The organism is Luteimonas padinae, from assembly GCF_014652935.1.
Classification (GTDB): domain Bacteria; phylum Pseudomonadota; class Gammaproteobacteria; order Xanthomonadales; family Xanthomonadaceae; genus Luteimonas; species Luteimonas padinae.
Map to the genome: position 1 here is coordinate 172,658 of NZ_BMZT01000001.1, position 24,587 is coordinate 197,244.

A 24,587-nucleotide genomic window follows, 5' to 3' on the forward strand; every position below is an offset into this window, starting at 1 on the left:
GCGCTTCGTGAGCGTCGTGCGCGTCGCCGTGGCCTGGTTCACTGCGCGACGCTCCGGAACAGCGAGACTTCCGCCGCCACCCGCGACTCGCCCGGTGGCGAGACGCGGATGTCCACGCGCAGCAGCGAGGGATCGGCAGTCGGGGCGGTGCTGCGGGTCCAGCGCCAGTCGCGGCCGCCGGCCTCTTCGCTGCCGGCCGCCTGGTCGGCGAGTTCGCGCACGTCCAGGGTGGCGGCCTCGACCGCGACGTTGTCGGCGACCACCGCGGCCAGCACGCGCTCCTCGATCGCGACCGCAGTGCGCGTGCTTTCGCCCGAAAGGTTGAGCAGCCCGAGCACGGCCAGCGCGAATACCGCCAGCGCGACCAGCATCTCGATCAGCGAGAAGCCGGCATCGCTCCAGTGCCGTGGCCCCGTGCCCTTCGCACGGCGTGCGGCGATGCCCCGGCGGAGCGTCTGCACGCATGCCTCGACACGACGCTGGGCGGAGATTTCAGCGCGCGCGGCCATCGACTGTCACTTCGCCACCGTCGTCGACCGTGACCTGCATCCGGCGGCCTTCGCGCAGCAGTACCAGGCTGCCGGGCTCGGCGGCGCCGGTGGGGTCGAAGCGGAAGCTCATGCGCGCATCGCGACGCGGCAGCTGCGGCTGCGTGCCGGGCGCCCAGTCGACGGCGGCGAAGGCGCGGCCGTCCAGCGGCTGCCAGCCGTCGAAGCGACGGCGCGAGAACCCGTAGCCGCGCGCAGTCACCGCCACTTCCACCGTGCGCATGCCGAGGATGGCCTCGTCGCGCGCGTGCGCCAGCCGCGCCGCGAACGTCTGTGTCTCCTTCACCAGCGCGTCGTCGGTGGACGGCAGGGTCAGCGCCACGGCGGCGCCCGCCAGGCCGATGACGGCCAGCGCCACCATCAGCTCGACCAGCGTGAACCCGCGCGCGCGCCGCATGGCCGTGGCTCAGCGCCAGTTACCGATGTCGGCGTTGTCGCCGTCGCCGCCCTCGGCGCCGTCGGCACCGAAGGAGAACACGTCGAAGCCGCCGCTGCGGCCCGGCTGGCGGTACTGGTAAGCGTTGCCCCATGGATCCTCGGGCAGGCGGCGGATGTAGCCGCCCTTGCGGTAGCGATCGGGGCGCGCGAGGCCGGACGGCGCTTCAAGCAGCGCGTCGAGTCCCTGTGCGGTGGTCGGATAGGCCAGGTTGTCCAGGCGGTAGGTCTCGAGCGCCTGCTCCAGCACCGCGATGTCGGCGCGCGCCTTCTCGGCCATCGCGCGGTCCTGGCTGGGCATGACGTTGATCATCACCACCGTCGACAGCAGGCCGATGATCACGATCGCGACCATCAGCTCGACCAGGGTGAAGCCGCGGGCATGGCGCCGCCGCCTGCCGGATGGACGAGGCCTGGCAGCGCCGGGAGCCGCAGCGTGTCGCGGGGCGGTGGATCGGGGAGCGGTGCGGTCTTGCATGTGGGCCTCCATCAGCCGGCCACGAGGGCGTTGAACTGCAGGATCGGCAGCAGGATGGCGAGCACGATCACCGCCACCATCGCGCCCAGCACGATGATGATCAGGGGTTCGAGCAGGCTCATCGCCGCCGTGGTGAAGGTGTTGAATTCGCGTTCGAGGTAGTCGGCCGCGCGGTCGAGCATTGGCGCCAGCCGCCCGCTGTCCTCGCCGCTGGTGGCCATGTAGAGGAGCGTCGGCGGGAACACCGCGGCGCGCTTCATCGCGCTCGACAGGCTGCCGCCCTCGTGGATGACCTCGACCATCGATCCGGTGGCCTCGCGCAGCACGGTGTTGCCGACCGTGCGCGCTGTGATCGCCAGGCCTTCGATCAGCGGCAGGCCGCTGTCGGACATGGTCGCGAGCGTGCGCGCCATGCGCGCGGCGTGGACATCGCGCAGCAGGCGGCCCAGCAGGGGCAGGCGCAGCAGGGCGGCGTCGAAGCGGCGGCGCAGGGCGGGGCGGTGCAGCAGGCGCGTGGTGGCGAAGGCGAGCGCCGCCAGCAGCACCAGCAGCGGCAGCCACCACGCCACCAGCGCGTCGGAGACGCCGATGACGATGCGCGTGAGCAGCGGCAGCTCGCGACCCATGGATTCGAACTGCTCCACCACCTTCGGCACCACGAACACCATCAGCGCGATCACCACCAGCACTGCGGTGACCGCCAGCGCGGCCGGGTACACCAGCGCCGAGACCAGCTTGCCGCGCACCTGCTGGTCGCGCTCGTGCAGGTCGGCCAGGCGTTCGAGGATGGCGGGCAGGGCGCCGGTGCCCTCGCCGGCGGCGACCATGGCGCGGTACAGCGGCGGGAAGGCGCGGGGCTCGCGCGCCATGGCGTCGGACAGGCGGAAGCCTTCGACCACGCGCGCATGGGTGGCCATGACCACGCGCCTCACCGGCGCGCGTTCGGACTGGCTGCCGATGGTGCGCAGGGCCTCCTCCAGCGGCGCCGCCGCCACCAGGGTGGCGAGCTGGCGGGTCAGCAGGGTGAGGTCCTTGCCGCTGAAGCGGCCGCGGCTGCGCGAGGCCTGTTCCGCGCGCGCGGTGGCCGGTTCCACGCGCACCGGCAGCAGGCGGCGGCCCTCCAGCAGGCGGCGCGCATCGGCGGCGCTGCCGGCATCGATCACGCCGTCGCGGCTGCGGCCCTGGACGTCGAGCGCGGAGTACTCAAACGACGCCATGGTCCTGCAGCTCCTGGCGGGTGACGCGCATGGCTTCCTCGAGCGTGGTGTGGCCGCGCAGCACCGCGGCGCGCGCGGCGTCGCCGAGGCGGCCCGCGCTGGTGAAGGCGGCATCGGCCAGCGCATCCTCGTCGGCACCGGCGCCGATCAGCTGGCGGATGCGCTCGTCGACTTCCAGCGCCTCGTGGATGCCGAGGCGGCCGGCATAGCCGGTGTGGCTGCACTGCGCGCAGCCGGTCGCGCGGTAGAGCGTGGCGCGGTTCGTGGTGCTGTCGCCGAGCAACCGCAGCGCCGACGCCAGCGCTTCGCCGGCCATCGGTTGGCGGCAGGCCGTGCACAGCCGCCGCAGCAGCCGCTGCGCCAGCACCAGGCGCAGGCTGGACGCCAGCAGGAAGGGTTCGATGCCCATGTCGCGCAGCCGCGTGACCGCGCCCGGCGCATCGTTGGTGTGCACGGTCGACAGCACCAGGTGGCCGGTGAGGCTGGCCTGCACCGCGATCTGCGCGGTTTCCGGGTCGCGCACCTCGCCCACCATCACCACGTCCGGGTCCTGGCGCAGGATCGCGCGCAGGCCGGCGGCGAAGCTCATGCCCACGCGCGCGTTGACCTGGGTCTGGCCGACGCCGTCGATGGCGTACTCCACCGGGTCCTCGACGGTGAGGATGTTGCGGCGGCCGTCGTTGAGCGCGACGAGCGCGGCGTAGAGCGTGGTGGTCTTGCCGGCGCCGGTGGGCCCGGTCACCAGCACGATGCCGTTGGGCACGCGCAGCGCGCGCTGCAGCGCGTCCAGCACGCCCGGCTGCATGCCCAGGCCTTCGAGCGACAGCGTGCCCTGGTCCTTGTCGAGGATGCGCAGCACCACGCGCTCTCCGCCGCGCGCGGGCAGTGTGGACACGCGCACGTCCAGCGCCTTGCTGCCCATGGCGAGGCCGATGCGGCCGTCCTGCGGCAGCCGCTTCTCGGCGATGTCCAGGCGCGCCATCACCTTCACGCGCGACACCAGCAGCGGCGCGATGCGCCCGGGCAGGCGCAGCGCCTCGCGCATCACGCCGTCCACGCGCATGCGCACCACCAGCGCGGATTCGAAGGGCTCGATGTGCACGTCCGAGGCGCCGATGCGCGCGGCCTCGGCGATCAGGCCGTTGATCAGGCGGATCACCGGCGCGTCGTCCTGCGCATCGAGCAGGTCGGCGGTGGCGGGGATGTCGCCGGCCAGCGCGTCGAGATCGCCGGGAAGGTCGAGGTCGTCGGCGCCGCCGGCGAGCGCGGCGTCGGCGTAGATCTCGGACAGGCGGCGGTCGAAGGCCGTGCGCGGCAGCAGCTCCACGTCGAGTCCGATGCCGAGGCTGCGCCTCGCCTCCAGCAGCGCGGCGGGATCGGCGTCCTCGCGCAGGCCGACCCGTGCGCGTCCGGTCGCGTCGTCCACGCCCAGCAGCACCACGCCCTGGTGCTTGGCGAACGCGTAGGCGAAAGCGGGCAGGGGTCCGCTCATCGGGCGGCGTCGGCGCCGGTGGCGGCTGCGTTGTCCACGCCCATGTCCGCAGCCGGGGTGGCCGTGGTGTCGGCCGGGCCCGCGGCCGGCGTGGTGGGCATGGCCGGTTCGGTCTGGCGCGACGCGGGCACCGGGGCTGATGTCGTTCCGGCGCCCGGCACCGGCATCGCCGGCGGATTCGTGCGCAGGTAGTCGCGCACCAGCTCGTCGAGTGCGTTCTCGCGCTCGCCCATCACCGGCAGCTGGCCGCGCATGTAGTCCCAGCGCCCGGCGCTCATCGCCTGCGCGTCCGCCGTGCTGCGCACGATGGTCGGGCGGATGAACACCATCAGGTTGGTCTTGTCGCGCGAGCGCGAGCGGTGCTTGAACAGCTGGCCGACGATCGGGATGTCGCCCAGCAGCGGCACCTTGGACACGGTGTTGCGGTCGTTCTGGTCGAGCAGGCCGCCGAGCGCGACGATCTCGCCGTCGTCCACCAGCACGCGGGTCTCCACCTCGCGCTTGTTCAGCACCAGCTCCGAGAAGTCCTCGCTCACCGGCCCGGCGATCGACGACACCTCCTGGCGCAGGGTCAGCGTGATGCCGCCGCCGGCGTTGATCTGCGGCGTGACTTCGAGCTGGATGCCGACGTCCTGGCGTTCGATGGTGCGGAAGGGGTTGGAGTTGTTGTCGCCCAGCACCTCGCCGCTGGTGGTCGGCACTTCCTGTCCGACCAGGATCCGCGCCTCCTCGTTGTCCAGCGTCAGGATCGAGGGCGTGGACAGCAGGTTGGAGGCGGTGTCGCTGTTCACCGCGTCGATGATCAGGCCGAAGGTGGCGTTGTCGTTGCTGCCGGCGATGCCGCCGAGCGCGCCGTTGATGCCCAGCAGCGATTGCACCGCGGCCTGGCGCGCGAGGTCGAGTACGCCGTCGTCGTCGTTGCCCTCGCGGCGCTGCTGCTCGGCGTACCAGCCGCCGGCGATCGGCATGATCCCGGTGCCGGCGCCGGGATGCTGGGTGGCGAGGAAAGGCACGTTGCTGCCTTCCTTGCCGGCCACCAGCAGCTGCGCGCCGAGGCGCCTGGCGGCGTTGTCGGAAATCTCGACCACGATCGCCTCCACCAGCACCTGCTCGCGGCGGGTGTCGAGCTGGGTGATGACGTCCACCAGCAGGCGCTGGGTTTCGGGATCGGCGTTGATGATCAGCGAGTTGGCGCCGGGATAGCGCACGATCGTGGGCCGCTTGCCCGGCACCGCGCTGATCACCTGCGCGGTGGAGGCGTCGGCGGCACCGGCCGCGCTGGCGGCCACGGAGCCGCCGGCGTCCTCGCCGTCGGGCGTCTGGCCCACCAGCTGCTGCAGCACCGGCAGCAGCTGCTCGGCGCTGGCGTGCTGCAGGCGCACCACGCGCACGCCGCCGGTGCGCTCGGCGCGGCGGTCGAGCTCGAGGATGGTCTGGACCACGCGCTGCACCGCGCTGGGCGCGCCGCGCACGACGATCGAATTGCTGCCTGCGACGGCCTGGATCGAGAGCTGCCCGCCGCGGCCTTCGCCGCCGCCGAACAGCTGGGTGACCGTCGCTGCGACCTCGCGCGCCGAGCTGTTGCGGAGCGTCACGGTATCGATGCCGGCGGTGTCGCTGTCGATCTGCGCCACCAGGCCGCGGATGCGGCGGATGTTGTCGGCGTAGTCGGCGACCAGCAGCGCGTTGCCCTGCGGCGTCGGGATCACCACGCCGCCGCGACCGACCAGCGGCTTGAGCGTTTCCGCGGCGATGCGCGCATCCACCGTCGACAGCGGCAGCACCTGGGTGGTGAAGGCCGAAGCGCCGTAACCGCCGCCGGGCGACTGCACGGCCTGCGCGTCGGGCACCACGCGGTAGGCGCCGGGCCCGGCGCTCACCGCCACCAGGCCGTTGGCGCGCAGCACCGCCAGCAGCACGCCCAGCAGTTCGGACTCGTCCATGGCCACGTCGCGGGTGATGCTGACGCTGCCCTGCACGGCCGGGTCGATGATGAAGGTGGTGCCGGTGGCGCGCGCCACGTCCTGGATGAAGGCGCGGATGTCGGCGTCCTGCGCGGTCACTCCGGCACCGGCCTGGGCGAAGGCGAAGGGCGCGGGCTGGGCCGTGAGCGCGAGGACGAGGGCGGCGGCGAGGAGTCGGTGGTTCACGGAGTCTGGGCCTGCAGGGTCGCGCTGCGGATCTGGCCGTCGCGGCGGAAGGTGAAGGTGATGGTGTCGGCCCCTGCGAGCGTCTGGGCGAGGGCGGCATGGCGCTCCGGATCCAGCGCTTCGTTGTTGACCGACAGCAGCACGTCGCCGGCCTGCAGCCCGGCCTGGCGCAGGACGACGTCGTTGCCGCGGGGAATGACGGTGTAGCCGGTGATCCGGCCATCGGCCTCTTCCGGCCGCAGGCCCATGCCGGCGAGCAGCTCGGCAGGGTTGATCTGCGGGCCTGCCGCTGGTGCCGGCGCCGATGGCGGTGCCGCTGCGGTGGCCGCGGGAACGGGCGGTGCCGGCGCCGGCGCCCTGGTCGCGGGTGCCGCGTCCGGCCGGGCGAAGCGCAGCTCGCTGCGGCGGCCGCTGCTGTCGAGCACGACGTGGTCCGGCAGGACTTCGGCCAGGGTCACCCCCGGCACCACGTCCGCGCCCACGGCGATGGAGCGCTGCGGGCCGTCGGCCATGGCGAGGATGGCGCTCCCGCCGCCGGCGGCGGGCCGGACCGCGAACAGGCGCAGGCCCGAGGTGTCGGCGCTGGCGACCGGGCCGCGCTGCGGATGGAAGGCGTCGATGGCGAGGCGCGCGGGCTGCACCGGCAGGTCCGGCGCCGCTTCGGCGGGCAGCGTGCCCAGGCTGGCGGGCGGCAGCAGCAGCCAGGCCAGGCGTGCCGCCTGCAGGCCGAGCAGCAGCACGATGGCCAGCTCGGCGGCGCGCCGCAGCCCGTCCACGCCGCCGGGCCTGGCCAGCAGCAAGCGGGGATCGCGGAAGGCGTCGAGCATGGGCACGGGCAGGTCGTCCAGGCGCGGGAGGTGCGCCGCCGCGACAGCATGCGAAGGTTTCGTGACAGCCGGGTTTCAGTTGACACATTCCGGTCGCAGAACCGGAAAAAAGGGGTTCTTCTTCCCAAGTGAGGGGAAGAGGCTCTCGCGGTCGAACTGACTGGGGTGATGTTTGATCGGCGTCTGCTACGGCCGGAGATGCTTGCGGGGTTGGGGCGTGATGCAAGTCGGCTCCGTGGTGGTGTACGCGGCCCGTCGCGCACACAGGGGGTGTGCTCCCCCGGCATCTCCGCGTCCTGCTCCCACTGCCGGCCGCCGGCCATCCCTGGCCGGCTGTCCGCACACCCCCTGTGCGCGCGACGGGCTGTGGCGAGGTCCGGCCTCGGGAAAGATCGAGGGCAACAGCAACAGCAACAGCAACAACAGCAGCACCAGCACCAGCGCCAGCACCAGCACCGCAGCAAACCGCACCCGCAACGCCAGCATCAGCAGCAGGGCGACAGCAATCGCGGCGGCAGCCGCGACAGGGAGTGGCGGGACCGAGTCGGGAAGGAATCGCGCAGGGAGGGTTCAATGTCTTTCCAGACCGCGGGAAAGGTGGTGCCCGGTGCGGGCGCAGGGGGGATGCCCAGAGCCGGCCATGGATGGCCGGCGGCCGGAAGTGGGAGCAGGACAGCGCAGATTCCGGCTGGGCATCCCCCCTGCGCCCGCACCGGGCCGCCGTAGCCCAAAAAACACCAACGCGAACATCCCCCCGATTGGGAGAAGAACCAAAAAAAGGGGCGCCCGCGAACGGACGCCCCTGTCCCCACCCCGGGGCGGACCGGTTGGATCCCGGTCAGAACTCGGTCGAGATGCTGAACGAGTACGACACGCCCGGGTCGTAGCGCAGCACGTGGATCTTCTGCCCGCCGCCGCCCTCGATGTACTCGTCGACCTCGGTGTCGAGGAGGTTGCGCGCCGCAAGGCCCAGCGTCACCGGGGTCTCGCCGAAGCGCATGGTCTTGCGCAGCACGAAGTCCAGGGTCAGGCCCGGCTCTTCCATCAGGTCCTGGCGCAGGTTGTTGCCGCGGGCCGAGATGCGCTCGCTGACGTAGTTGGCGATCAGCGTCGCCTGCAGGTCCTTGTCGGTGTTCTCGATGCCGAACTGCAGGTTGGCGATGTGCTCCGACTGGCCCTGCAGCGCGCTGCCGTCCAGGATCAGGCTGCGCGCCGGCTGGGTGATGCCGGTGCCGCTGTCGAGCGCCACGGTGTCGCCCTCGTCGGCGTTCACCTCGGACTGCGTCCAGGTGTAGTTCGTGGCCAGGTAGAGGCGGTTGCCGTCCCACCAGTCGGCCGCGAACGCCGGGTCGAAGTACTTCTTGAACTCCAGCTCCGCGCCGTACACCGTGGCCTCGGGCGCGTTGACGAAGGTCTGCCACAGGGCGTCGCCGCCGCCGGTGAACATGATCGCCTCGATCGGCTTGTCGATCTGCTTGTAGAACAGGCCGGCGGTGAAGTACTCGCCCGAGCCGAAGAACCACTCGTAGCGCGCGTCGAGGTTGGTCAGTTCGCTGTCGACCAGGTAGGGGTTGCCGTAGAGCTGGCGGTCCTTGTCCGGATCGGTGTAGAGCTGAGGCGAGAGCTCGCGGAACTGCGGGCGCGCGATGGTCTGCGAGGCGCCGAAGCGGAGCTGGCGGTTGTCGGCCAGGTTCCAGGTCAGGGTCAGCGCGGGCAGGATGTAGTCGTTCTCCAGCGGCGCGATCGCGCCCGCGCGGGCACCGGTGTAGATGTCGTACGGATGCACCGCCTGGGTCGCGTCCTCGTAGCGCAGGCCGAAGGTGCCGCGCAGGTTCGGCGTGATCTCGCCCTCCACCTGTACATAGGTGCCCAGCACCTTGAGCGTGGCGTCGTAGGCGGCCTGGCCGCCGAGGCCGGTGGTCTCCTCCAGGCGAAGCCAGCCCTGGCTCAGGTTGTAGTCGGAGAACAGGTAATCGGGGCGCTGGTACGGGAAGTAGAAGGGCAGCTCGGCGCCGTTGCCGGGGCCGTCGCCGGCGAAGAAGCGGAACTCGCGCGACCAGGCGTTGCGGTCGTTGTCCATGTAGGACGCGCCGGCGAGCAGGGTGAGGTCGCGTTCGACCGGCAGGCGCCAGCTCAGGTCGACGCCGCCGCTGGCGACGTCGTCCTCGACGCCGCTGAAGCGGGTGTAGTTCTCCTGGTTACGCACCGAGTAGGCCCAGTAGCCGTCGCCCTCGTCGCGGAAGCCGATCTGCTTCTCGTAGGGCACGTCGCGGGTCGCGCGCGCCCAGGCGGCGCGCCATTCGACCTTGACGTCGCCGTACTCGCCGAACTCGTGCTTGCCGCTGATCTGGTTGTTGACCATCTCGCGCTCGAACCAGCGGGTGTCGTCCTCGCGGTAGCCGTAGCCCGAGACGTAGTCCATGCCGGCGCGGCTGCGCGCTTCCTTGATCGTGTCGTGCACGTACAGGGTGGTCAGGTCGATGCGGTGGGTGCCCCACTCGTAGCCGACGCCGAACAGGCCGTTGACGCGCGCGTTGTTGCGGGTGGTGAGGAACTCGTAGTCCTTGGCGTAGGACAGCGTCTCGCCGTTGTCGCCGAGGAACACGCCCTGTTCCTGGTCGCCGAAGATCGTCCGCCACTCGTTGTCGAAGCCGGCCACGGCGATGAAGCCGATGCGGGCGTCGTCGCCCATGTCGCCGGACCAGCCGGCGCTGATGCCGAAGTTCACGTCGGGGTCGATGCTGTCCTTTTCCTGCAGCACGTTCAGGTTGGCGTTCTCGAAGCTGCGGCCGATATTCGCGAGCTCTTCGTTGCTGAAGTTGGTGCGGTCGATGCGCTTGCCGGTGGCGATCGCGTCCTGGAGCGCGCGCGGCATCTTGCGGGTGCCGTCGTCGTAGCCCCAGAAATCGTCGTCGCCGCCGTAGTAGGTCAGGCCCTTCTCGCCGGTGGTGGCGCTGTTGAAGCCGCCGCCCACGCTGAGCTTGAGGAACGGCTCGGCGGGGATGTTGAGCGTCTGCAGGTCGACCACGCCGCCGCCGAACTCGCCCGGATAGCGGGCCGAGTAGGTCTTCTGCACGGTCATGCCCTCGAGGGCTTCGGCCGGGAACAGGTCCAGCGGCACGACGCGCTGCATCGGCTCGGGGCTGGGCAGGGGCGAGCCGTTGAGCAGCGCCGAGGAATAGCGCTCGCCGAGGCCGCGGACATACACGAACTTGTCGCCGACGATGCTCACGCCGGACACGCGCTGCAGGGCGTCGGCGGCATCGGAGTCGCCGGTGCGCACGAAGTCCTCGCGGGTCACGAACGAGGCGACCTCGGCGGTCTGCAGCATCGGTTCGGGGATGTACTCGCCACGCACCTCGACCGCGTCGAGCTGGACGGCCTGGTCGCCGTCCGCAGCCGGCTGGGCGGCGGTGGCGGCCGACTGCGCGATCGTGGCGTGCACGATCGTCGCCTGGGACGGCACCGTGGCCTGGCCGCCGGGTACGTCGTGCTGCTGGGCCCAGGCGCCCTGGCAGGCGAGGAGGGTGGTGATCGCGACGGACAGGCCGCTGCGTGTCGGGGTGCGCTTCATAGTGGGACCTTGGGCTGTGCGGAAACGGGGCCGTGCATATAGGGAGGGGCGGCCCGGTGGGCCGCCCCTTGCTGGGACGTCAGGCCCGGTCAGCAGGGCGTGTCGGCCGTCAGGCCGCAGGTCCAGCCCTGCCACCAGGTGTCGTTCGCGTCCTTCACGCCGCCGATGTAGTCCACCTGCTGCAGGAAGGGATGCTTGCCCGGCAGGTTGGCGGCCGCCGGCACGGCGGTTTCGTTGGCGCCGTTGACGAACACGCTGGTCAGGGTCGAGTTGCCGGCCACGGTGTTGACGCCCGCGGTGAAGGCGGCCTCGGCGGCTTCGTTGTTGAAGTTGTTCGGGCAGGCGAAGAACACCGACTCGAGGGTGGCGGTGCTGCCGCGCTCGGGGGTCTCGACGCTGAGGCAGGTCAGGCCCTTCCCGGTGCCGCCGGGCTTGCGGGTCACCACGGTGTTGTAGATCTCCGCGCGCGAACCGAGGTTCACGGTGAAGCCCGAGCCGTTGCCGCTGGTGCCGCCGGCGCGGCCGACGTAGGTGAAGTTGGCGACGTGCGGGTTCGAGTACTGCTCGGGGGTGAGCGGGATCGTGTTGCTGCTGTTGGTGCCCGACCACTCGTTCATGTTGTCGCCGGTGCTATCGCGCTGGACCACGATGCCGAACTGCACCGCACCGCTCCACATGGAGTCGATGTCGAGGCTGTCGTCGCTGGCGCCGGTGACCACGATGCGACGGCCGTTGACCGTGCCGCCGAAGATCTCGATGCCGTCGTCGGAGCTGTTGTGGACCTGCACGTACTCGATGGTGGTGCCGCTGCCGACGCCGCCCATGGTCAGGCCCTGGAGCTCGTTGCCGCCGGAGAAGGCGAAGCCCGAGTAGCGGATCTGCATGTACTGCACGGTGCCGGAGTTGTCGGTGGCCGAGTTGCCGCCGTACATGCCCAGGTCGCCGCCCTCGATGCGGGTCTCGCACTGCGCGGTGCCCGGCTGGAAGTCGCCGATGCAGGTGTTGACGGGCGCGCGGCCGGCCAGCACCAGGCCGCCCCAGCGGCCTTCGGTCTCGGCGGTGGCGCCGCCTTCGACGTCGATCTTCGCGGTCATGATGATCGGCTCCTCGGCGGTGCCGAGCGCGTAGATCTTCGAACCGCGGTTGACGACCAGCGCGTCGGGACCGGCGGAGGCGTACAGGGTCACGCCGGCCTCGATGTTGAGGATGCCTTCACGGGCACCGGCGCGCGGGGCGGCGGCGTCGCCACCCATGTCCTCGCCCACGTGCACCGCGCCATTGATGGCGTAGACGGTGCCGGCGGCCTTCGGCACGGTCAGCTCGCCGATGATGCGCTCGGGAAGTTCGCAGGCGCGGAAGTCGGCGATGGTGCCGATGTTGCGGAAGCCCTCGGGGCAGGATGCGGCGGGACCGGACGGCGGCGGCTCGCTCGGCGGCGGTTCGGACGGCGGCGGGTTCGACGGCGGCGGGGCGGTCGGGGGCGGCGGCGGGAACGCGCCCTCGCCGGGCGAGGCGACGCGGTCGGCGCCGTTGCCGCCGCAGGCGCTCAGCGCGAGCACCGCGCCGAAAGTCATGAGAAGGGCCTTGGAACTGTGGCGCGTGGACATCGGTAGTCTCCGGGAGGAAAGGTGCGCGGACGCAGCGATGGAACCGCGGCCCGGCGCGCCCTGTCGGGCGGCGTCCGCTGCGTTCCGGATGAATCGGCGATGAAGGCTAGTGGCCTTGCGTGACAGCTTTCTTGCACGCCGATGGCACGGACGCCCGGCTGTCACATGCGACAGCTTCGCGACAGCGGGATGTCGGCTGTCATCCGCGCGTCATGCGCGGCAGGCCTGCTGGTGGTCCCTTTGCGAACCCTGCGGACCGGACGGATGGAAAGCCCCGGGATCGATGCCGGACTCATGCAGTGGCTGCTCGAGCGCGTGCGCTCGGGGGCATCGCCGGACGCCGTGCTCGCGGCCATGGTCGAGCGCGGCTGGGACGCCGCCGCCGCCGCCGCGGCCCTGGAGACGGCGATGCGCGAACACCTGGCCGAGCACGCGCGCGAGCACGGGCTGCCGGCGCCCGAGCGCGTTCCCTGTCCGGTGGAGATGAACGGCGCATCGGTCATCGATGCCGGCGACCGCAGGGTCACCGTGCTGGCCAACATGCTGCATCCGCGGGTGGTGGTGTTCGGTGGCGTGCTCGCCGACGACGAATGCGACGCGCTGGTGGCGATGGGGCGCGAGCGCCTGCGGCCGTCGCCGGTGCTGGACATGGAGACCGGCGTCGACGCGGTGCACGCCAGCCGCACCAGCGACGGCATGTTCTTCCGCCGCGGCGAGAACGCGCTGTGCGAGCGCATCGAGCGCCGGCTCGCCGCCCTGGTCGACTGGCCGCTCGAGAACGGCGAGGGCCTGCAGCTGCTGCGCTACGGACCGGGCGCCGAGTACCGGCCGCACTACGACTACTTCGACCCCGCGCGCCCCGGTTCGGCGAAGACCCTGGCCCGCGGCGGGCAGCGCGTGGCCTCGGTGGTGATGTATCTCAATACGCCGGAGCGGGGCGGTGCGACCACGTTCCCGGACGCGCGCTTCGAGGTCGCCGCGGTCAAGGGCAATGCCGTGTTCTTCGCCTATGACCGGCCGCATCCCATGACCGGCAGCCTGCACGCCGGCGCCCCCGTGGTGGCCGGGGAAAAGTGGGTGGCGACGAAGTGGCTGCGCGTGGGTCGGTACGACTGACCGACCGTTTGTCGGGCCATTGGTACCGCTCGTCATGCTGGCCGGTGTTTGTCATGGTGCTGTAACCCGCCAGGGGGCCGCGCGTAGTGTGATCGGGTCATCACCGACTTGGCGCCTGGCGCGGGAGCATCATCATGCAGCGGATCTCGATCTCACTTCTTCTCGGCCTGGCACTGCCGTGTGCGGCACTCGCCTCGGACGCGGAGCCCGCGACCCAACAGGTCTACACCTATGCGATCGAGCTCGGGGCCGACGGCCGCGTCGCCGACGTGTCCGCGCACGGACCCGTGCCCGGGACCGCGGGCGATGCGCTGGCCCGCGAGGCGCGGGGCTGGGTGTTCAGCCCGGGGGCGTCCGGCGATGCGGCCGGCACCCGCACCTACCTCCGCGTCGTGGTCGACGAATCGGCCGACGGCAGCTGGCGCGTGGTCTCGGCCACCACCGGCCCGGCGCTCGCCGCCATGACGGCGCCCGGATATCCGGTGCGCGACCAGCTCGCCGGCCACGAGGGCATGGTCGTGCTGCGGCTGCAGGTGGGCGCCGACGGCAGCGTGCAGGACACCGACGTGCATGCGGCCACGGGTTCGGTGTCGAAGGCGATGGCGCGCATGGCCGAGGAGGCCGCGCGCACGTGGCGCTTCTCGCCCGAGCAGGTGGCCGGACAGGCGGTGCCGTCGACCCTGCTGTGGCCGGTCTGCTACCTCGGCCCGGCGTCGCCGGTCTCGGCCTGCAGCTGGACCGGGCCCGACGCACAGCGGTTCTCGAGCAAGAGCGTGCTGCCGATCGATCCGACCGTAACCGTCAACTGGACCGCGGCGCGCTGATCCACGCCGCCGGCGGACTCAGCCCGGCGGCGCGCCGGGCGTCTTGTCGGGATACGTGCAGAGGTCGCGGATCACGCAGGCCGGGCACTCCGGCCTGCGTGCCTTGCAGACATAGCGGCCGTGCAGGATCAGCCAGTGGTGCGCGTCCTGCAGGTAGGCCGCGGGCACGCGCCTGAGCAGCCGGTCCTCGACCGCGCGCACGTCCTTGCCCTGGGCCAGGCCGGTGCGGTTGGACACGCGGAAGATGTGCGTGTCCACCGCCATGGTCGGCTGGCCGAAGGCGGTGTTGAGCACCACGTTGGCGGTCTTGCGGCCGACGCCGGGCAGGGCTTCGAGCGCTTCGCGCGTGCGCGGGACCTCGCCGCCATGGCGTTCGATGAGCAGCTTCGCCATCGCCACCACGTTCGCGGCCTTGGCGTTGTACAGGCCGATGGTGTCGATGTACGGCTTCAGCCCGTCCTCGCCCAGCGCGGCGATGGCCGCCGGCGTGTTGGCGACCGGAAACAGCCGGCGCGTCGCCTTGTTGACGCCGACGTCGGTGGCCTGCGCCGACAGCGTCATCGCGACCAGGAGTTCGTAGGGCGAGCTGTATTCCAGCTCGGTCACGGGGTTCGGGTTGAGTTCGCGCAGGCGCTCGAACATCTCCGGCACCCGCGCGTTGGGCATCACCCGGCCGCGGCGTTCATGCGCGGCGCTCACGGGCTGCTCCCCGAGGCGCGCGCCCGCGCCCGCGCGAGGGCCGCGGCCGCGGCCGCGGGCAGCGCCGGGCGCGGCGGATCCGCAGGAGCCGTTGCCGCGCGCGCTCCCTGCCGCGTGGCCGCGGGGCCGGTGCCTGCATCCGCACGTGCAGTGCGTGCCTGCGTGCGCTCGTGCGCGATGCGCTCCAGGCGCAGTGCGCGTGCCCGATGACGCGCGCGCGCGGCCCAGGCGGCGAGCAGCCGGTCGCGGGCGTCGGCCAGCATGCGGTTGTCGCTGTCGCACAGCGCAGCCAGCGGCGCGAAGCCGGCGAGCCCGGCCTCGATCGCGCCGTCGACATCGTCATGGCGCAGCAGCTCCAGCAGCCGCAGCGCCTGCGCGGCATCGGGTGCCGGCGCGACGGGTGCGGCGCCGGTCCGTTCGATGGCCATGCCGCGACTCAGCGGTTGTTGAACGCCGGCTTGCGGCGCTCGAGAAAGGCGGCCATGCCCTCGCGCGCATCCTCGGTGGCGAAGGCCAGGCCGAACTGCGCGCTCTCGTATTCCAGGCCGTCGTCGATCGCGCACTCGCCGCCGACGTGGATGGCGTCGAGGATGCCGCGCATCGCCAGCGGCGCGTTGCCGGCCAGCGTCGCGGCGAGTTCCATGGTGTGCGCTTCGAGTTCGGCGGCCGGCACGACGCGGTTGACCAGGCCCAGCGCCAGCGCGCGCGCGGCGTCGACCGGTGCGCCGGTCAGGGTCATCTCCAGCGCCGCGGCGCGCCCGACCAGGCGCAGCAGGCGCTGGCTGCCGCCGAAGCCGGGTAGCAGGCCCAGGGTCACCTCGGGCAGGCCGAGCTTCGCGCTGTCGGCGGCGATGCGGAGGTGGCAGCACATCGCCAGTTCCAGGCCGCCGCCCAGCGCGAAGCCGTTGACCATCGCCACCACCGGCTTGGGCATGCGCTCCATGCGCCGCATCAGGCGCTGGCCGACCAGCGAGAAATCGCGGGCCTGGATCGGGCTCAGGCCCGACATCTCGGCGATGTCGGCGCCGGCGACGAAGGCCTTCGCACCCGCGCCGGTCAGCACCACGGCGCGCACCGCCTCGTCGGCCGCGGCGGCATCGAAGGCGGCGTGCAGGGCTTCGAGCGTGGCCCGGTTCAGCGCGTTCAGCTTGTCGGGGCGATTGACGGTGACGACGCGGACGGCGCCGTGGTCGGCGATGAGGACGGGGTCTGGCATGGGATCGCTCGTGTTCGGGCCCGGCGCGGAACTTCCGCGGGCGGGCGGGGTCGGAGGCTGCGGTGTCAGTGGCGGTTAAGCCGTGGCCCCAGTATCCTAGCGTGTCCACACGGGGCGGCCAGTCCGTTCCCACGCATCCCCGGACACACCCAACTGCAATCCCGGAGAGTCCCACGAATGAAGTTGCGCCTGCTCGCTGCCGCCCTTGCGGCCACCACCCTGGTCGCCGGCACGGCCTCCGCCCAGGACACCACTTCCGAAAAGGGGAAGCTCAGCTACGCGATCGGTTACAACACCGGCGCCGAGCTCGCCGAGCTGACCGAGCGCGGTGAGGCCGTCGACGTCAACACCGTCATCAAGGCGCTGCAGGACGCGTACGGCAAGAAGGAGCCCACCGTCCCGGTCGACCAGCTGCGCACCGCGGTCGAGAACATGCAGAAGCGCCAGCAGGCCAAGATGGAGGCCGAGTTCCGCCAGCTCGCCGCCGCCAACAAGACCGCCAGCGACAGCTTCCTCGCCCAGAACAAGGCCAAGGCCGGCGTGCAAACGCTGCCCGGTGGCGTGCAGTACCGCGTGATCGAGACCGGCAATGGCGCCAAGCCGACCCAGGCCAGCGAGGTGCAGCTGACCTACAAGGGCTCGCTGCCCGACGGCACCGTGCTGGTCGACACCAACCAGGCGCCGCAGGGTCAGACCCCGGGCCCGGTGTCGCTGAAGGTCAGCCAGGTCCCGCTCGAGGGCCTGCGCGAGGCGCTGCTGCAGATGCCGGCCGGTTCGCGCTGGGAAGTCGTGATGCCAGGCGAGAAGGCCTACGGTTCGGACATCCGCGCCGGCCGCATGGCCAACCAGGCCGTCGTGTTCGACGTCAAGCTGGTCAGCGTCAAGTGACCGCGGGGCGCCGCCGGCGCCCCAGCACTCCTGCGCGGTCCACGCCGCGCAATGTTCCACGGACGCGCCGGCCTCGTGCCGGCGCGTTCGCGTCTGCAACCCGTAACGGCCCGGAGGCGGGATGAACACCGGAGTCCGCGCCGTGCAGAGCCCCTGCATCGGCGTCTGCACCCTCGACCCCGACGGCCTGTGCGACGGCTGCCTGCGCACCGGCGCCGAGATCGCCGGCTGGCTGGCGATGGACGACGCGCAGCGCGAGGACATGATGGAACGCGTGCTGCCCGCGCGCGAGGCGCAGCGCGGCCGCTGATGGCGCTGGACCCGGCCGACGCCGCGCTGCAGGCCGCGCTGGAGCCACCGGACGCGGTGCCGGCGGGCCCGGCCTGGAACCTCGACGAGCTGCGCGACCTGCTGCCCGCGCGCGCGGCGCTGGCCGACGCGGCGGTGCTGGTGCCGCTGCTGGACGAAGGCGGGACCCGCGTTATCCTGACCCGTCGCCACGACGGCCTGCGTCACCATGGCGGCCAGGTGAGTTTTCCCGGCGGGCGCGTGGACCCGGGCGATGCCGGCCCGCTGGCCGCCGCGCTGCGCGAGGCCGAGGAGGAGATCGGCCTGCCGCGCCGCGCCGCCCGCGTCCTCGGCTACCTCGATCCACTGGCCACGGTCTCCGGCTTCCGCGTGCTGCCGGTGGTGGCGCGCGTGCCCGCGGGCTTCGTGCCGCGGCCGCAGCCGGGCGAGGTGGCAGAGGTCTTCAGCCTGCCGCTGTCGTGGCTGATGGCGCCGGAGAACCTCGACCGCATCGCGATCACCTTCGGCGGCCGCGAGCGCCACGTCTTCGAGTACCAGCGCCACGCCGCCGCGCCCGGCCAGCGGGTCTGGGGCGCGACCGCTTCGATCCTGTACAACCTGCGCCAGCGACTGCTGGCCGCCGGAGGCCTGCCATGACCCGATCGACCGGATGGACCACGCTGGTCACGCCCGATGCGCTCGCGGCGGCGCTGGGCGACCCGATGCTGGTGGTGCTGGACGCGCGCTTCTCGCTGGCCGACCCCGCGGCGGGCGAGGCCGCGTGGCGCCAGGCCCGCATTCCGGGCGCGCGCTACGTGCACCTGGACCGCGACCTGTCCGGCGCGCATGCACCCGGCGCGGGGCGCCACCCTTGGCCGCAGGCGGCGGACTTCGGGCGCATGCTCGCGGCCCGCGGCATCACGCCCGCGCACCAGGTCGTCGTCTACGACGCCGCCGACGGCGCGTTCGCGGCGCGCGCCTGGTGCCTGCTGCGCCTGGCCGGGCATGCGGATGCCGCGGTGCTCGACGGCGGCTTCGAGGGCTGGCGCTCGCTCGGGCTGCCGCTGGACGATGCCGCGCCGGTGCCGGAGGCCGCCGCTGTCGCACCGTATCCCGCGGACTTCGAGCGCGCGCGTCTGTTCGATGCCGTGCGCGTGCGTGGGCACCTCGCGCAGGGCGGCCTGCTGCTCGACGCCCGCGCCGGGGAACGCTTCCGCGGTGACGTGGAGCCGATCGACGCCCGCGCCGGCCACGTGCCCGCCGCGGTGTCGCGGCCGTATGCCTGCAACCTCGCCGACGGCCGCTTCAAGCCGGCCGACGTGCTGGCCGGAGAGTTCGGGCCGCTGTTGGGCGAGGCGGGCGCGCCGGGCGCAGTGGTGATGTGCGGCTCCGGCGTGACCGCCTGCCACCACCTGCTGGCGATGGCCCACGCCGGGCTGGAGGGGGCCGGCCTGTACACCGGTTCGTGGAGCGGCTGGATCGAGGATCCTGCCCGCCCGGTGTCCACCGGGCCGGACTGAGCACGGCCGCGCAGCCCGCTGCCGGCAGCGCGGTGTGTCCTACTTGCCCAGGCGCGCCACCAGCGCGCGCAGACCGGCCTGGGTATCGGGATCGTTCCAGGCGTCGACGAAGGTGTCGATGTCGATGTTCGCGGGGTCCAGCGCGGCGCGCAGGTCGGCGCGTGCGATGGCGCGCGTGCGCAGCACCGGTGCGGAGGGCAGGGCGAGCAGGGCGTCCAGCCACGCGATCGCGCGCGCGACGACGTCATCCGGCGCGGCGAGTTCGTCGACCAGGCCGATGTCGAGCGCGCGCGCGCTGTCGACCAGTTCGCCCGTCACCAGCAGCAGCCCGGCGCGATGGGCGCCCACCGCGCGCCGCATCAGGTGCTGGATGCCGTCGGGCGCAACCAGGCCCACCTGGGTTTCGTTGAGGCCGATGCGGAACGCCCCTTCGGCCATCACCCGGTAGTCGCAGCACAGCGCGAGCACGCAGCCGCCGGCCGGCGAATGCCCGGTGATCGCCGCGACCACGGGCACCGGCGAGGCCGCGATCGCGCGCGCGGCGTCGAGGAATGCCGTCCAGGCCGCACCCACCGCCTCGCGTGACTCCAGCGTCAGCAGGTGCGGCACGTCGAGGCCGGCCGAAAACACCTTCCCGCCCGACAGCACGATGCCCCTGGCGCCCGCCGTCACCGCCGCGTCCACCGCCGCCGCGATGCCCGCGCACAGCGCGGGGTCGAGGGCGTTGACCGGCGGACGCGCGAGCCGCAGCTCGACGATGGCGCCGTGTTCGATCGTGTCGATGGATGCGGTCATGCGTCGGCCCGGTGCTGTGGAAGAGGGGGGCTATCATAGGCGCATGGACACGACCGCCCGCTTCCTGCCCGCCGCCTTCCTGCCGCTGGCGCTGCTTTTCGCTCCCGTGCAGCAGGCCCTCGCATCCGGGCCTGCGGGCGAGGACGCTGCAGCCGAAACCGCGTGCCTGCCGCGCATCGAAGACGGCTGGCTGCGTGCGCCACCGATGCCGATGCCGATGGTGGCCGGCTTCGCGCGGGTGGTGAACCCGTGCGCGGGCGAGGTCGTGGTCACCGGCGCGCGCAGCGAGGCCTTCGCCGCCGTGGAGCTGCACGAGACCCGCGTGGTCGACGGCGTCAGCCGCATGCGCGCGCTGGACACGCTGCCCGTGGCCGCGGGCGGTGAAGCGGTGCTGCGCCCGGGCGGCCTGCACCTCATGCTGATGCGGCCGGCATCGCCGCTGGCCGAGGGCGACGTCGCACGCGTCGAGCTGGTGCTGGCCGATGGCCGCAGCATCTCCGCCGATTTCCCGGTGCGCGCGCCCGGAGCGCGCTGACGGCCGTCCGGCATCGCGCCGGTGACGGGCGGCGCCGCGTTGCATCGATGAAACGTCGACTGGTGGCTGCGCCGGCACGCGCGGACGCGTGTGGTGGCGCGGGCCAGCGCGCCTGCAGGCGGGCATTCCGGCGCGCGGCCGGGGGCTTCGCCGCGCGGGGCTGTTTCGCGTCTGCAACGGTTTCGCGCCCGGATCGCCGCGCACGCGGCGAATGCGGCCATGGCAGTTCGGGTCGTGGCTGAAAAACATCGTCGGATCAGCAGCTTGCATGCACTCGCTGGAGGCTGGCACCAAACCTGCGTGATCGCCCTGGCTACGGCCTGCAGCCCCCTTCCCCCCCGCAGGCCGGCGCGACCATTCCCCCCAGGAGAACGACGATGCGCATCCGCAAGAGCACGTTGGCCGCCGCCGTGGTACTTGGCATGGGCCTGTCCGCCCAGGCATGGGCCCAGGACAATACCCAGAACGAGCGCGGCGCAGGCGACAACAACGCCAGCAATACCGAAGACAACAGCAGCGGCGATGCCCGCGACAACGCCGGCCTCGCCGACGCGTCCGGTGCTTCGGCCGCCTCCGCCAACAACGGCAGCGCCGCCAGCACGAGCATCGCCAGCTCGTTCAACACCAGCACGGCGGTGGCCAGCACCAGCCTCAGCGCGTCGGTGTCCGGCAACGGCGTGCAGGTGATGGGCAACATCGCCACCAACAACGGCAGCGCCGGCGGCGGCGCAGGTGGCGCGGCCCTGGGCGGTCTCGCACTCGCAGGCGGCGGCTCCGGCGGTGACGGTGGCGACGGCGGCGATGCCGGCGCGGCCAGCCTGCGCGACGGTGATGCCGCGGCGTCCGGCCTGGCCGGCACGCTGGGCGTGGCCGGTGCGGCATCCGCGGCCGGCGCGGCTGCGGACGGCGACGTCGGCGATGGCGACCTGGGCTGGGCGGACTCCGACGCCACGGCCACCGCGGGAGACGCCACGGCGTCGGCTGACGGCACGACCAGCGGCGGCGACACCGCGGCCGACAACTCCGGCAGCAGCGGCGATGCCACGGCCAGCGCCGGCGGCGGCGGCGCGGGTGGCGCGGCGGCTGGCGGCGCGGCGGCCGGCGGTGCGGCCACCGGTGGCGCGGGCGGTGCCGGCGGCTCCAGCTGGGCCCACGGCGGTGCCTTCGACATGTCGAACTCGATGGACGGCTCGGCCAACGCGGCCGCCGGCATCATGGTGCTGGCACAGAACAGCGGTGCGACCTCGCTCATCCAGCAGGGCGTGACCGTGCAGGCCAACCTCAACGTCGGTCCCTGACGGGTCCGGGTCCAGGCGCGCGCCGCGGGTCGATTCCCGCGGCGCGCTTCGCCGCTGTCCAGGAGGACGGACATGCCCGTCATCGTGATTCCAGTCATCGTCGGCGCGCTCGCGCTGGCGTCGCCACCGGCTGAGCCGGTGGCCGTCGAGGGCTTCGGCCAGGCCTTGGCCGGCCAGGCCCTCGCGGCCATGCGCGGCGGCGATTCGTCGAACGTGGTCGTGGTGGAGGCCAACAACACCGGCACCGTGGACGGCAACAGCGCCGTGGGCACGGTTGGCGGTGCCAACACGGTCACCGGCGGCGCGTTCGGCAACGCCGCCGGCATCAATACCGTGATCCAGAACAGCGGGGCCAACGTGCTGATCCAGAGCGGCACCGCGGTCAACGTGCAGTTCGGCGGGGGCGGCCCGTGAGGCAGCGGCCCGCCGCGGCGGCCTCGTCGCTGCTGCTGGCCGCCGGCCTGGCCTGCCAGGCGGCCCTGCCGGCGCAGGCGTCGACCGCCGAGGTGCGGGTGCCCTCCGGTGGCAGCTACGCCGTGCCGGTGACCAGCCTGAAGGCCGCGCGCTACCGCACCACCGTTCCGCAGCAGCACGACTTCAGCTGCGGCTCGGCCGCGGTCGCGACCCTGCTGACGTTCCATTACGGGCAGCCGGTGGGCGAGGCGGAAGTGTTCCGCCAGATGTACGCCCTGGGTGACCAGGCACGGATCCGCCGCGAAGGGTTCTCGCTGCTCGACATGCGCGCCTACTTGGAGGCGCAGGGCTACGCGGCGGACGGATTCGAGGTTCCGCTGGAGCGCCTGCTCGAGGAAGGCCTGCCGGCGATCGTGCTGCTCAACGACCGCGGCTACCGCCACTTCGTGGTGGTCAAGGGCCTGCGCGCCGGCCGCGTGCTGGTCGGCGATCCCGCGCGCGGCACGCGGCTGCTGCCCAGGCGCCAGTTCGACCGTCTGTGGGACAACGGCGTGCTCTTCGTCGTCCACAACCGCCGCGAGCTCGCGGCCTTCAATGCCGCGCGCGACTGGCGCCTGGCGCCCATGGCGCCGCTGGCCAGCGCGGTCCAGCGCGCCGGGCTGCAGGACGTGGTCCTGAGCCGCCGCGGACCGGGGGACATCTGACATGAAGATCCGTGACGCCAGGCGCATTGGATGGCCGCTGCTGGTGACGGCGCTGCTCGCCCTCGCCGCGGTCGGATGGACGGCACCCTCGGAGGCCGCGGAGCCGGCCCTTCCGGACGGCTGGGTGCCGGTGTCCCCGGAGCGGCTCGGGGCGATGCGTGGCGGTTATGCGCTGCCCTCCGGCCTGGTGGTCGCCTTCGGCTTCGAGCGCCAGGCCTGGGTGAACGGTGCGCTGGTGGCATCGCTCAAGGTCGACATCCCCGACGTCGGGCGCATGAGCGCCGCCGAGGCGGGCGAACTGGCGCAGCTGCAGCAGACCCGGGTGGTGCAGGTGGGGCCCGGCAACCTCGACGCGCTGGCGGGGGGCGCGGGCCTGGTCATCCAGAACACGCTCGACTCGGCCCAGATCCGCGTGCAGACCACGGTCGATGCCGCCACCAGGACGCTCGGCCTGTTGCAGGCAATGCATTTCAGCGAAGCCCTGGGCCGCGCCGGGCTGGGCGCGGCGGGCGGGCCATGACCGTCCCGCGCGGCGCAGGCCCGGCACTCGCCCTGCTGGCGGCGGCGCTGGCGATGCCGCTGCCGGCCTGGACGCAGGACGCCGGAACGCCGGCGGCGGACGAGGCGCGCATCCGCACGCTGGAAGCGCGGCTCGACGAACAGGCGCGCCAGATCCGCGAGCTGCGCGAGTACGTGCAAGGCCAGCGCGCGGGCTGGGACGAGGCCGGGAGCGGCGTCGACGCGTGGCGGCTGGACGACCTGCGCGCGCGCGGCGCGGCAGGCGCGGCCCTCCCTGCCGCGCCGGCGATGGCGGCGGCGGGTGCTGCGGGCCAGTCGGGCGAGGACCGCCCGGTGCCGGTGGGGCAGGCACCGGAGGAGTCCACGCGGCCTCCCGAGGTCGCGCAGATCTTCGACCAGCCGGGCGTGCTGACGCCGCGCGGCACGCTGGTGCTCGAGCCGTCGCTGCAGACCGGTTACTACTCCAACGACCGCGTCGCGCTGATCGGCTACACCGTGATCCCGGCCATCCTCATCGGCCTGATCGACGTGCGCCAGGTGAAGACCACCAGCCTGTCGGTCGGCCTGGCCGCGCGCTACGGCCTGGCCAACCGCTTCGAGCTCGAGCTGAAGGTGCCGTACATGTACATCCGCGGCGATACCGTCAGCCGCGAGATCTTCACCGGCTCGGCCCAGGACAGCGTGTTCAGCGCCGACGGCAGCGGCCTTGGCGACATCGAGATGACCGCGCGCTACCAGCTGCCGAACAAGGGCGCCGACCGGCCGTTCTACGTGCTCTGGCTGCGCTACAAGTCGCGCACCGGCGAGGATCTGTTCGAGGTCACCACCGACTGCGTCACCCGCTGCGTGGCCAACGCCACCGGCACCGGCCTGCCGCTGGAGCTGCCCACCGGCAGCGGCTTCGCCTCGGTGCAGCCGGGCGTGACCTGGCTGTACGCCTCGGACCCCGTGGTGTTCTTCGGCAGCCTGAGCTACCTGCACAACTTCGCCCGCAAGGACGTCTCGCGCACCACGCTCACCGGCGCGCCGGAGGGCTTTCCGCAGACCACCACCGAATACCTGGGCGAGGTCGACGCCGGCGACATCATCGGCTTCAACGTCGGTATCGGGCTCGCGCTCAACGAGCGCGCCGCGATCAGCATCGGCTACGACCACAACATCGTGCAGCGCTCGCAGCAGAACGGCAGCGACCTGCCGGGCTCGGTGCGCGTGGTGCTGGGCACGCTGATGCTCGGCGGCACCTACCGCATCAGCGAACGCACCAGCCTGAACATCGCGCTGGGCGCCGGCATGACCCGCGACACGCCCGACGTCACCCTGGTCGCGCGCCTGCCGATCCGGTTCTGAATCCGTCCCCGCGCGGCATCGGCCAGGCGGCGCGCGCGCGCCTGTCCGCTTGGCCGATGCGGGCGCGTTGGCGTTAGTGGGCACGGACACGGGAGG

Annotated in this window: 22 protein-coding genes and 2 pseudogenes; 11 read left to right on the plus strand and 13 right to left on the minus strand. The window is 72.6% G+C overall.

The genetic code is table 11. From position 1 onward, the window contains the following. Positions 1 to 38: 38 nt before the first annotated feature. From gspI to IE168_RS00860, 9 genes and pseudogenes are all read right to left on the minus strand, one after another. Positions 39 to 461 (minus strand): type II secretion system minor pseudopilin GspI, encoded by a 423-nt coding sequence (gene gspI, locus IE168_RS00820; protein ID WP_386659912.1) that lies wholly within the window; start codon positions 459 to 461, stop codon positions 39 to 41. Positions 462 to 492: 31 nt separating this feature from the next. Further along, positions 493 to 945: a GspH/FimT family pseudopilin gene (locus IE168_RS00825; protein WP_189494526.1), complete on the minus strand. Its 453-nt coding sequence runs from the start codon at positions 943 to 945 to the stop codon at positions 493 to 495. 9 nt (positions 946 to 954) lie between these two features. Continuing rightward, on the minus strand, positions 955 to 1,461 hold the full coding sequence (gspG, locus tag IE168_RS00830) for a type II secretion system major pseudopilin GspG (protein WP_189494148.1): 507 nt from the start codon (positions 1,459 to 1,461) through the stop codon (positions 955 to 957). An 11-nt stretch (positions 1,462 to 1,472) separates the two neighbouring features. Then, positions 1,473 to 2,678, minus strand: coding sequence for a type II secretion system inner membrane protein GspF (gspF, locus tag IE168_RS00835; protein ID WP_189494150.1), 1,206 nt, complete (start codon positions 2,676 to 2,678; stop codon positions 1,473 to 1,475). Then, a complete protein-coding gene (gene gspE, locus IE168_RS00840; RefSeq protein WP_189494152.1) occupies positions 2,665 to 4,170 on the minus strand; it encodes a type II secretion system ATPase GspE in 1,506 nt (501 codons plus the stop codon). Before gspE ends, gspF begins: the two co-directional genes overlap by 14 nt. A 95-nt stretch (positions 4,171 to 4,265) precedes the next feature. Next, positions 4,266 to 6,320: pseudogene (gene gspD / locus IE168_RS00845) on the minus strand (type II secretion system secretin GspD); the annotation flags it as partial. Beyond that, positions 6,317 to 7,147 carry a type II secretion system protein N gene (locus IE168_RS00850; RefSeq protein ID WP_229822993.1) on the minus strand — a complete coding sequence of 277 codons (831 nt, stop codon included), beginning with the start codon at positions 7,145 to 7,147 and terminating at the stop codon, positions 6,317 to 6,319. The gene IE168_RS00850 and the pseudogene gspD, both read right to left, overlap by 4 nt. An 838-nt stretch (positions 7,148 to 7,985) precedes the next feature. Then, positions 7,986 to 10,721 (minus strand): TonB-dependent receptor domain-containing protein, encoded by a 2,736-nt coding sequence (locus tag IE168_RS00855; RefSeq protein ID WP_189494158.1) that lies wholly within the window; start codon positions 10,719 to 10,721, stop codon positions 7,986 to 7,988. A gap of 89 nt (positions 10,722 to 10,810) precedes the next feature. Further along, complete coding sequence (locus tag IE168_RS00860; RefSeq protein ID WP_189494160.1) at positions 10,811 to 12,328, minus strand: hypothetical protein; 1,518 nt, start codon at positions 12,326 to 12,328, stop codon at positions 10,811 to 10,813. 264 nt (positions 12,329 to 12,592) lie between these two features. Between IE168_RS00860 and IE168_RS00865 the strand changes: the two genes are divergently transcribed. Next, a complete protein-coding gene (locus IE168_RS00865) occupies positions 12,593 to 13,444 on the plus strand; it encodes a 2OG-Fe(II) oxygenase (RefSeq protein WP_189494163.1) in 852 nt (283 codons plus the stop codon). Positions 13,445 to 13,578: 134 nt separating this feature from the next. Continuing rightward, complete coding sequence (locus tag IE168_RS00870) at positions 13,579 to 14,268, plus strand: TonB family protein (protein ID WP_189494165.1); 690 nt, start codon at positions 13,579 to 13,581, stop codon at positions 14,266 to 14,268. A gap of 18 nt (positions 14,269 to 14,286) precedes the next feature. Here the strand turns inward: IE168_RS00870 and nth are convergent, their stop codons facing one another. Genes nth through IE168_RS00885 form a run of 3 tightly spaced genes read right to left on the minus strand, consistent with a single transcriptional unit; the run spans position 14,287 to position 16,183 of the window. After that, positions 14,287 to 14,934: an endonuclease III gene (nth, locus tag IE168_RS00875; protein WP_189494528.1), complete on the minus strand. Its 648-nt coding sequence runs from the start codon at positions 14,932 to 14,934 to the stop codon at positions 14,287 to 14,289. 29 nt (positions 14,935 to 14,963) lie between these two features. After that, positions 14,964 to 15,395, minus strand: coding sequence for a hypothetical protein (locus IE168_RS00880; protein ID WP_189494168.1), 432 nt, complete (start codon positions 15,393 to 15,395; stop codon positions 14,964 to 14,966). A gap of 8 nt (positions 15,396 to 15,403) precedes the next feature. Next, entirely contained in the window at positions 15,404 to 16,183 is a 780-nt protein-coding gene (locus tag IE168_RS00885) for an enoyl-CoA hydratase-related protein (RefSeq protein WP_189494170.1), read from the minus strand. A 177-nt stretch (positions 16,184 to 16,360) separates the two neighbouring features. Here IE168_RS00885 and IE168_RS00890 point away from each other — a divergent pair, with 177 nt between their 5' ends. From IE168_RS00890 to IE168_RS00900, 3 genes and pseudogenes are all read left to right on the plus strand, one after another. Continuing rightward, positions 16,361 to 17,071: an FKBP-type peptidyl-prolyl cis-trans isomerase N-terminal domain-containing protein gene (locus tag IE168_RS00890; RefSeq protein WP_189494172.1), complete on the plus strand. Its 711-nt coding sequence runs from the start codon at positions 16,361 to 16,363 to the stop codon at positions 17,069 to 17,071. 121 nt (positions 17,072 to 17,192) lie between these two features. Beyond that, positions 17,193 to 18,016, plus strand: a pseudogene (locus tag IE168_RS00895) (NUDIX hydrolase). Beyond that, complete coding sequence (locus tag IE168_RS00900) at positions 18,013 to 18,879, plus strand: sulfurtransferase (RefSeq protein WP_189494173.1); 867 nt, start codon at positions 18,013 to 18,015, stop codon at positions 18,877 to 18,879. The pseudogene IE168_RS00895 and the gene IE168_RS00900 overlap by 4 nt, the downstream one beginning before the upstream one ends. 39 nt (positions 18,880 to 18,918) lie before the next feature. Here the strand turns inward: IE168_RS00900 and IE168_RS00905 are convergent, their stop codons facing one another. Further along, entirely contained in the window at positions 18,919 to 19,674 is a 756-nt protein-coding gene (locus IE168_RS00905) for an enoyl-CoA hydratase/isomerase family protein (RefSeq protein ID WP_189494175.1), read from the minus strand. A gap of 43 nt (positions 19,675 to 19,717) precedes the next feature. On the opposite strand from IE168_RS00905, the gene IE168_RS00910 reads away from it, so the two are divergent. The 6 genes from IE168_RS00910 (at position 19,718) to IE168_RS00935 (ending at position 24,491) form a co-directional block, all read left to right on the plus strand. Continuing rightward, the gene (locus IE168_RS00910) at positions 19,718 to 20,209 is read left to right on the plus strand and encodes a copper chaperone PCu(A)C (protein ID WP_189494177.1); all 492 of its coding nucleotides are present in this window, start codon (positions 19,718 to 19,720) and stop codon (positions 20,207 to 20,209) included. A 377-nt stretch (positions 20,210 to 20,586) separates the two neighbouring features. After that, on the plus strand, positions 20,587 to 21,507 hold the full coding sequence (locus IE168_RS00915) for a hypothetical protein (protein ID WP_229822971.1): 921 nt from the start codon (positions 20,587 to 20,589) through the stop codon (positions 21,505 to 21,507). 72 nt (positions 21,508 to 21,579) lie between these two features. Next, positions 21,580 to 21,921, plus strand: a complete 342-nt coding sequence (locus IE168_RS00920) for a hypothetical protein (RefSeq protein WP_189494179.1) — start codon at positions 21,580 to 21,582, stop codon at positions 21,919 to 21,921. Beyond that, complete coding sequence (locus tag IE168_RS00925; protein WP_229822972.1) at positions 21,918 to 22,625, plus strand: C39 family peptidase; 708 nt, start codon at positions 21,918 to 21,920, stop codon at positions 22,623 to 22,625. The genes IE168_RS00920 and IE168_RS00925 overlap by 4 nt, the downstream gene beginning before the upstream one ends. A 1-nt stretch (position 22,626) precedes the next feature. Continuing rightward, entirely contained in the window at positions 22,627 to 23,145 is a 519-nt protein-coding gene (locus IE168_RS00930; protein ID WP_189494181.1) for a hypothetical protein, read from the plus strand. After that, positions 23,142 to 24,491 (plus strand): autotransporter outer membrane beta-barrel domain-containing protein, encoded by a 1,350-nt coding sequence (locus IE168_RS00935; RefSeq protein WP_189494183.1) that lies wholly within the window; start codon positions 23,142 to 23,144, stop codon positions 24,489 to 24,491. The genes IE168_RS00930 and IE168_RS00935 overlap by 4 nt, the downstream gene beginning before the upstream one ends. The last annotated feature ends 96 nt before the right edge of the window (positions 24,492 to 24,587 follow it).

Excerpts from the sequence above, each read along its gene's own strand:
- IE168_RS00825 (WP_189494526.1), bottom strand. The coding sequence starts at position 945 with ATGCGGCGCGCGCGCGGGTTCACGCTGGTCGAGCTGATGGTGGCGCTG.
- gspG (WP_189494148.1), bottom strand. The coding sequence starts at position 1,461 with ATGCAAGACCGCACCGCTCCCCGATCCACCGCCCCGCGACACGCTGCG.
- gspF (WP_189494150.1), bottom strand. The coding sequence starts at position 2,678 with ATGGCGTCGTTTGAGTACTCCGCGCTCGACGTCCAGGGCCGCAGCCGC.
- gspE (WP_189494152.1), bottom strand. The coding sequence starts at position 4,170 with ATGAGCGGACCCCTGCCCGCTTTCGCCTACGCGTTCGCCAAGCACCAG.
- IE168_RS00850 (WP_229822993.1), bottom strand. The coding sequence starts at position 7,147 with ATGCTCGACGCCTTCCGCGATCCCCGCTTGCTGCTGGCCAGGCCCGGC.
- IE168_RS00855 (WP_189494158.1), bottom strand. The coding sequence starts at position 10,721 with ATGAAGCGCACCCCGACACGCAGCGGCCTGTCCGTCGCGATCACCACC.
- IE168_RS00860 (WP_189494160.1), bottom strand. The coding sequence starts at position 12,328 with ATGTCCACGCGCCACAGTTCCAAGGCCCTTCTCATGACTTTCGGCGCG.
- IE168_RS00865 (WP_189494163.1), top strand. The coding sequence starts at position 12,593 with ATGGAAAGCCCCGGGATCGATGCCGGACTCATGCAGTGGCTGCTCGAG.
- IE168_RS00870 (WP_189494165.1), top strand. The coding sequence starts at position 13,579 with ATGCAGCGGATCTCGATCTCACTTCTTCTCGGCCTGGCACTGCCGTGT.
- nth (WP_189494528.1), bottom strand. The coding sequence starts at position 14,934 with ATGCCCAACGCGCGGGTGCCGGAGATGTTCGAGCGCCTGCGCGAACTC.
- IE168_RS00880 (WP_189494168.1), bottom strand. The coding sequence starts at position 15,395 with ATGGCCATCGAACGGACCGGCGCCGCACCCGTCGCGCCGGCACCCGAT.
- IE168_RS00885 (WP_189494170.1), bottom strand. The coding sequence starts at position 16,183 with ATGCCAGACCCCGTCCTCATCGCCGACCACGGCGCCGTCCGCGTCGTC.
- IE168_RS00890 (WP_189494172.1), top strand. The coding sequence starts at position 16,361 with ATGAAGTTGCGCCTGCTCGCTGCCGCCCTTGCGGCCACCACCCTGGTC.
- IE168_RS00900 (WP_189494173.1), top strand. The coding sequence starts at position 18,013 with ATGACCCGATCGACCGGATGGACCACGCTGGTCACGCCCGATGCGCTC.
- IE168_RS00905 (WP_189494175.1), bottom strand. The coding sequence starts at position 19,674 with ATGACCGCATCCATCGACACGATCGAACACGGCGCCATCGTCGAGCTG.
- IE168_RS00910 (WP_189494177.1), top strand. The coding sequence starts at position 19,718 with ATGGACACGACCGCCCGCTTCCTGCCCGCCGCCTTCCTGCCGCTGGCG.
- IE168_RS00915 (WP_229822971.1), top strand. The coding sequence starts at position 20,587 with ATGCGCATCCGCAAGAGCACGTTGGCCGCCGCCGTGGTACTTGGCATG.
- IE168_RS00920 (WP_189494179.1), top strand. The coding sequence starts at position 21,580 with ATGCCCGTCATCGTGATTCCAGTCATCGTCGGCGCGCTCGCGCTGGCG.
- IE168_RS00930 (WP_189494181.1), top strand. The coding sequence starts at position 22,627 with ATGAAGATCCGTGACGCCAGGCGCATTGGATGGCCGCTGCTGGTGACG.
- IE168_RS00935 (WP_189494183.1), top strand. The coding sequence starts at position 23,142 with ATGACCGTCCCGCGCGGCGCAGGCCCGGCACTCGCCCTGCTGGCGGCG.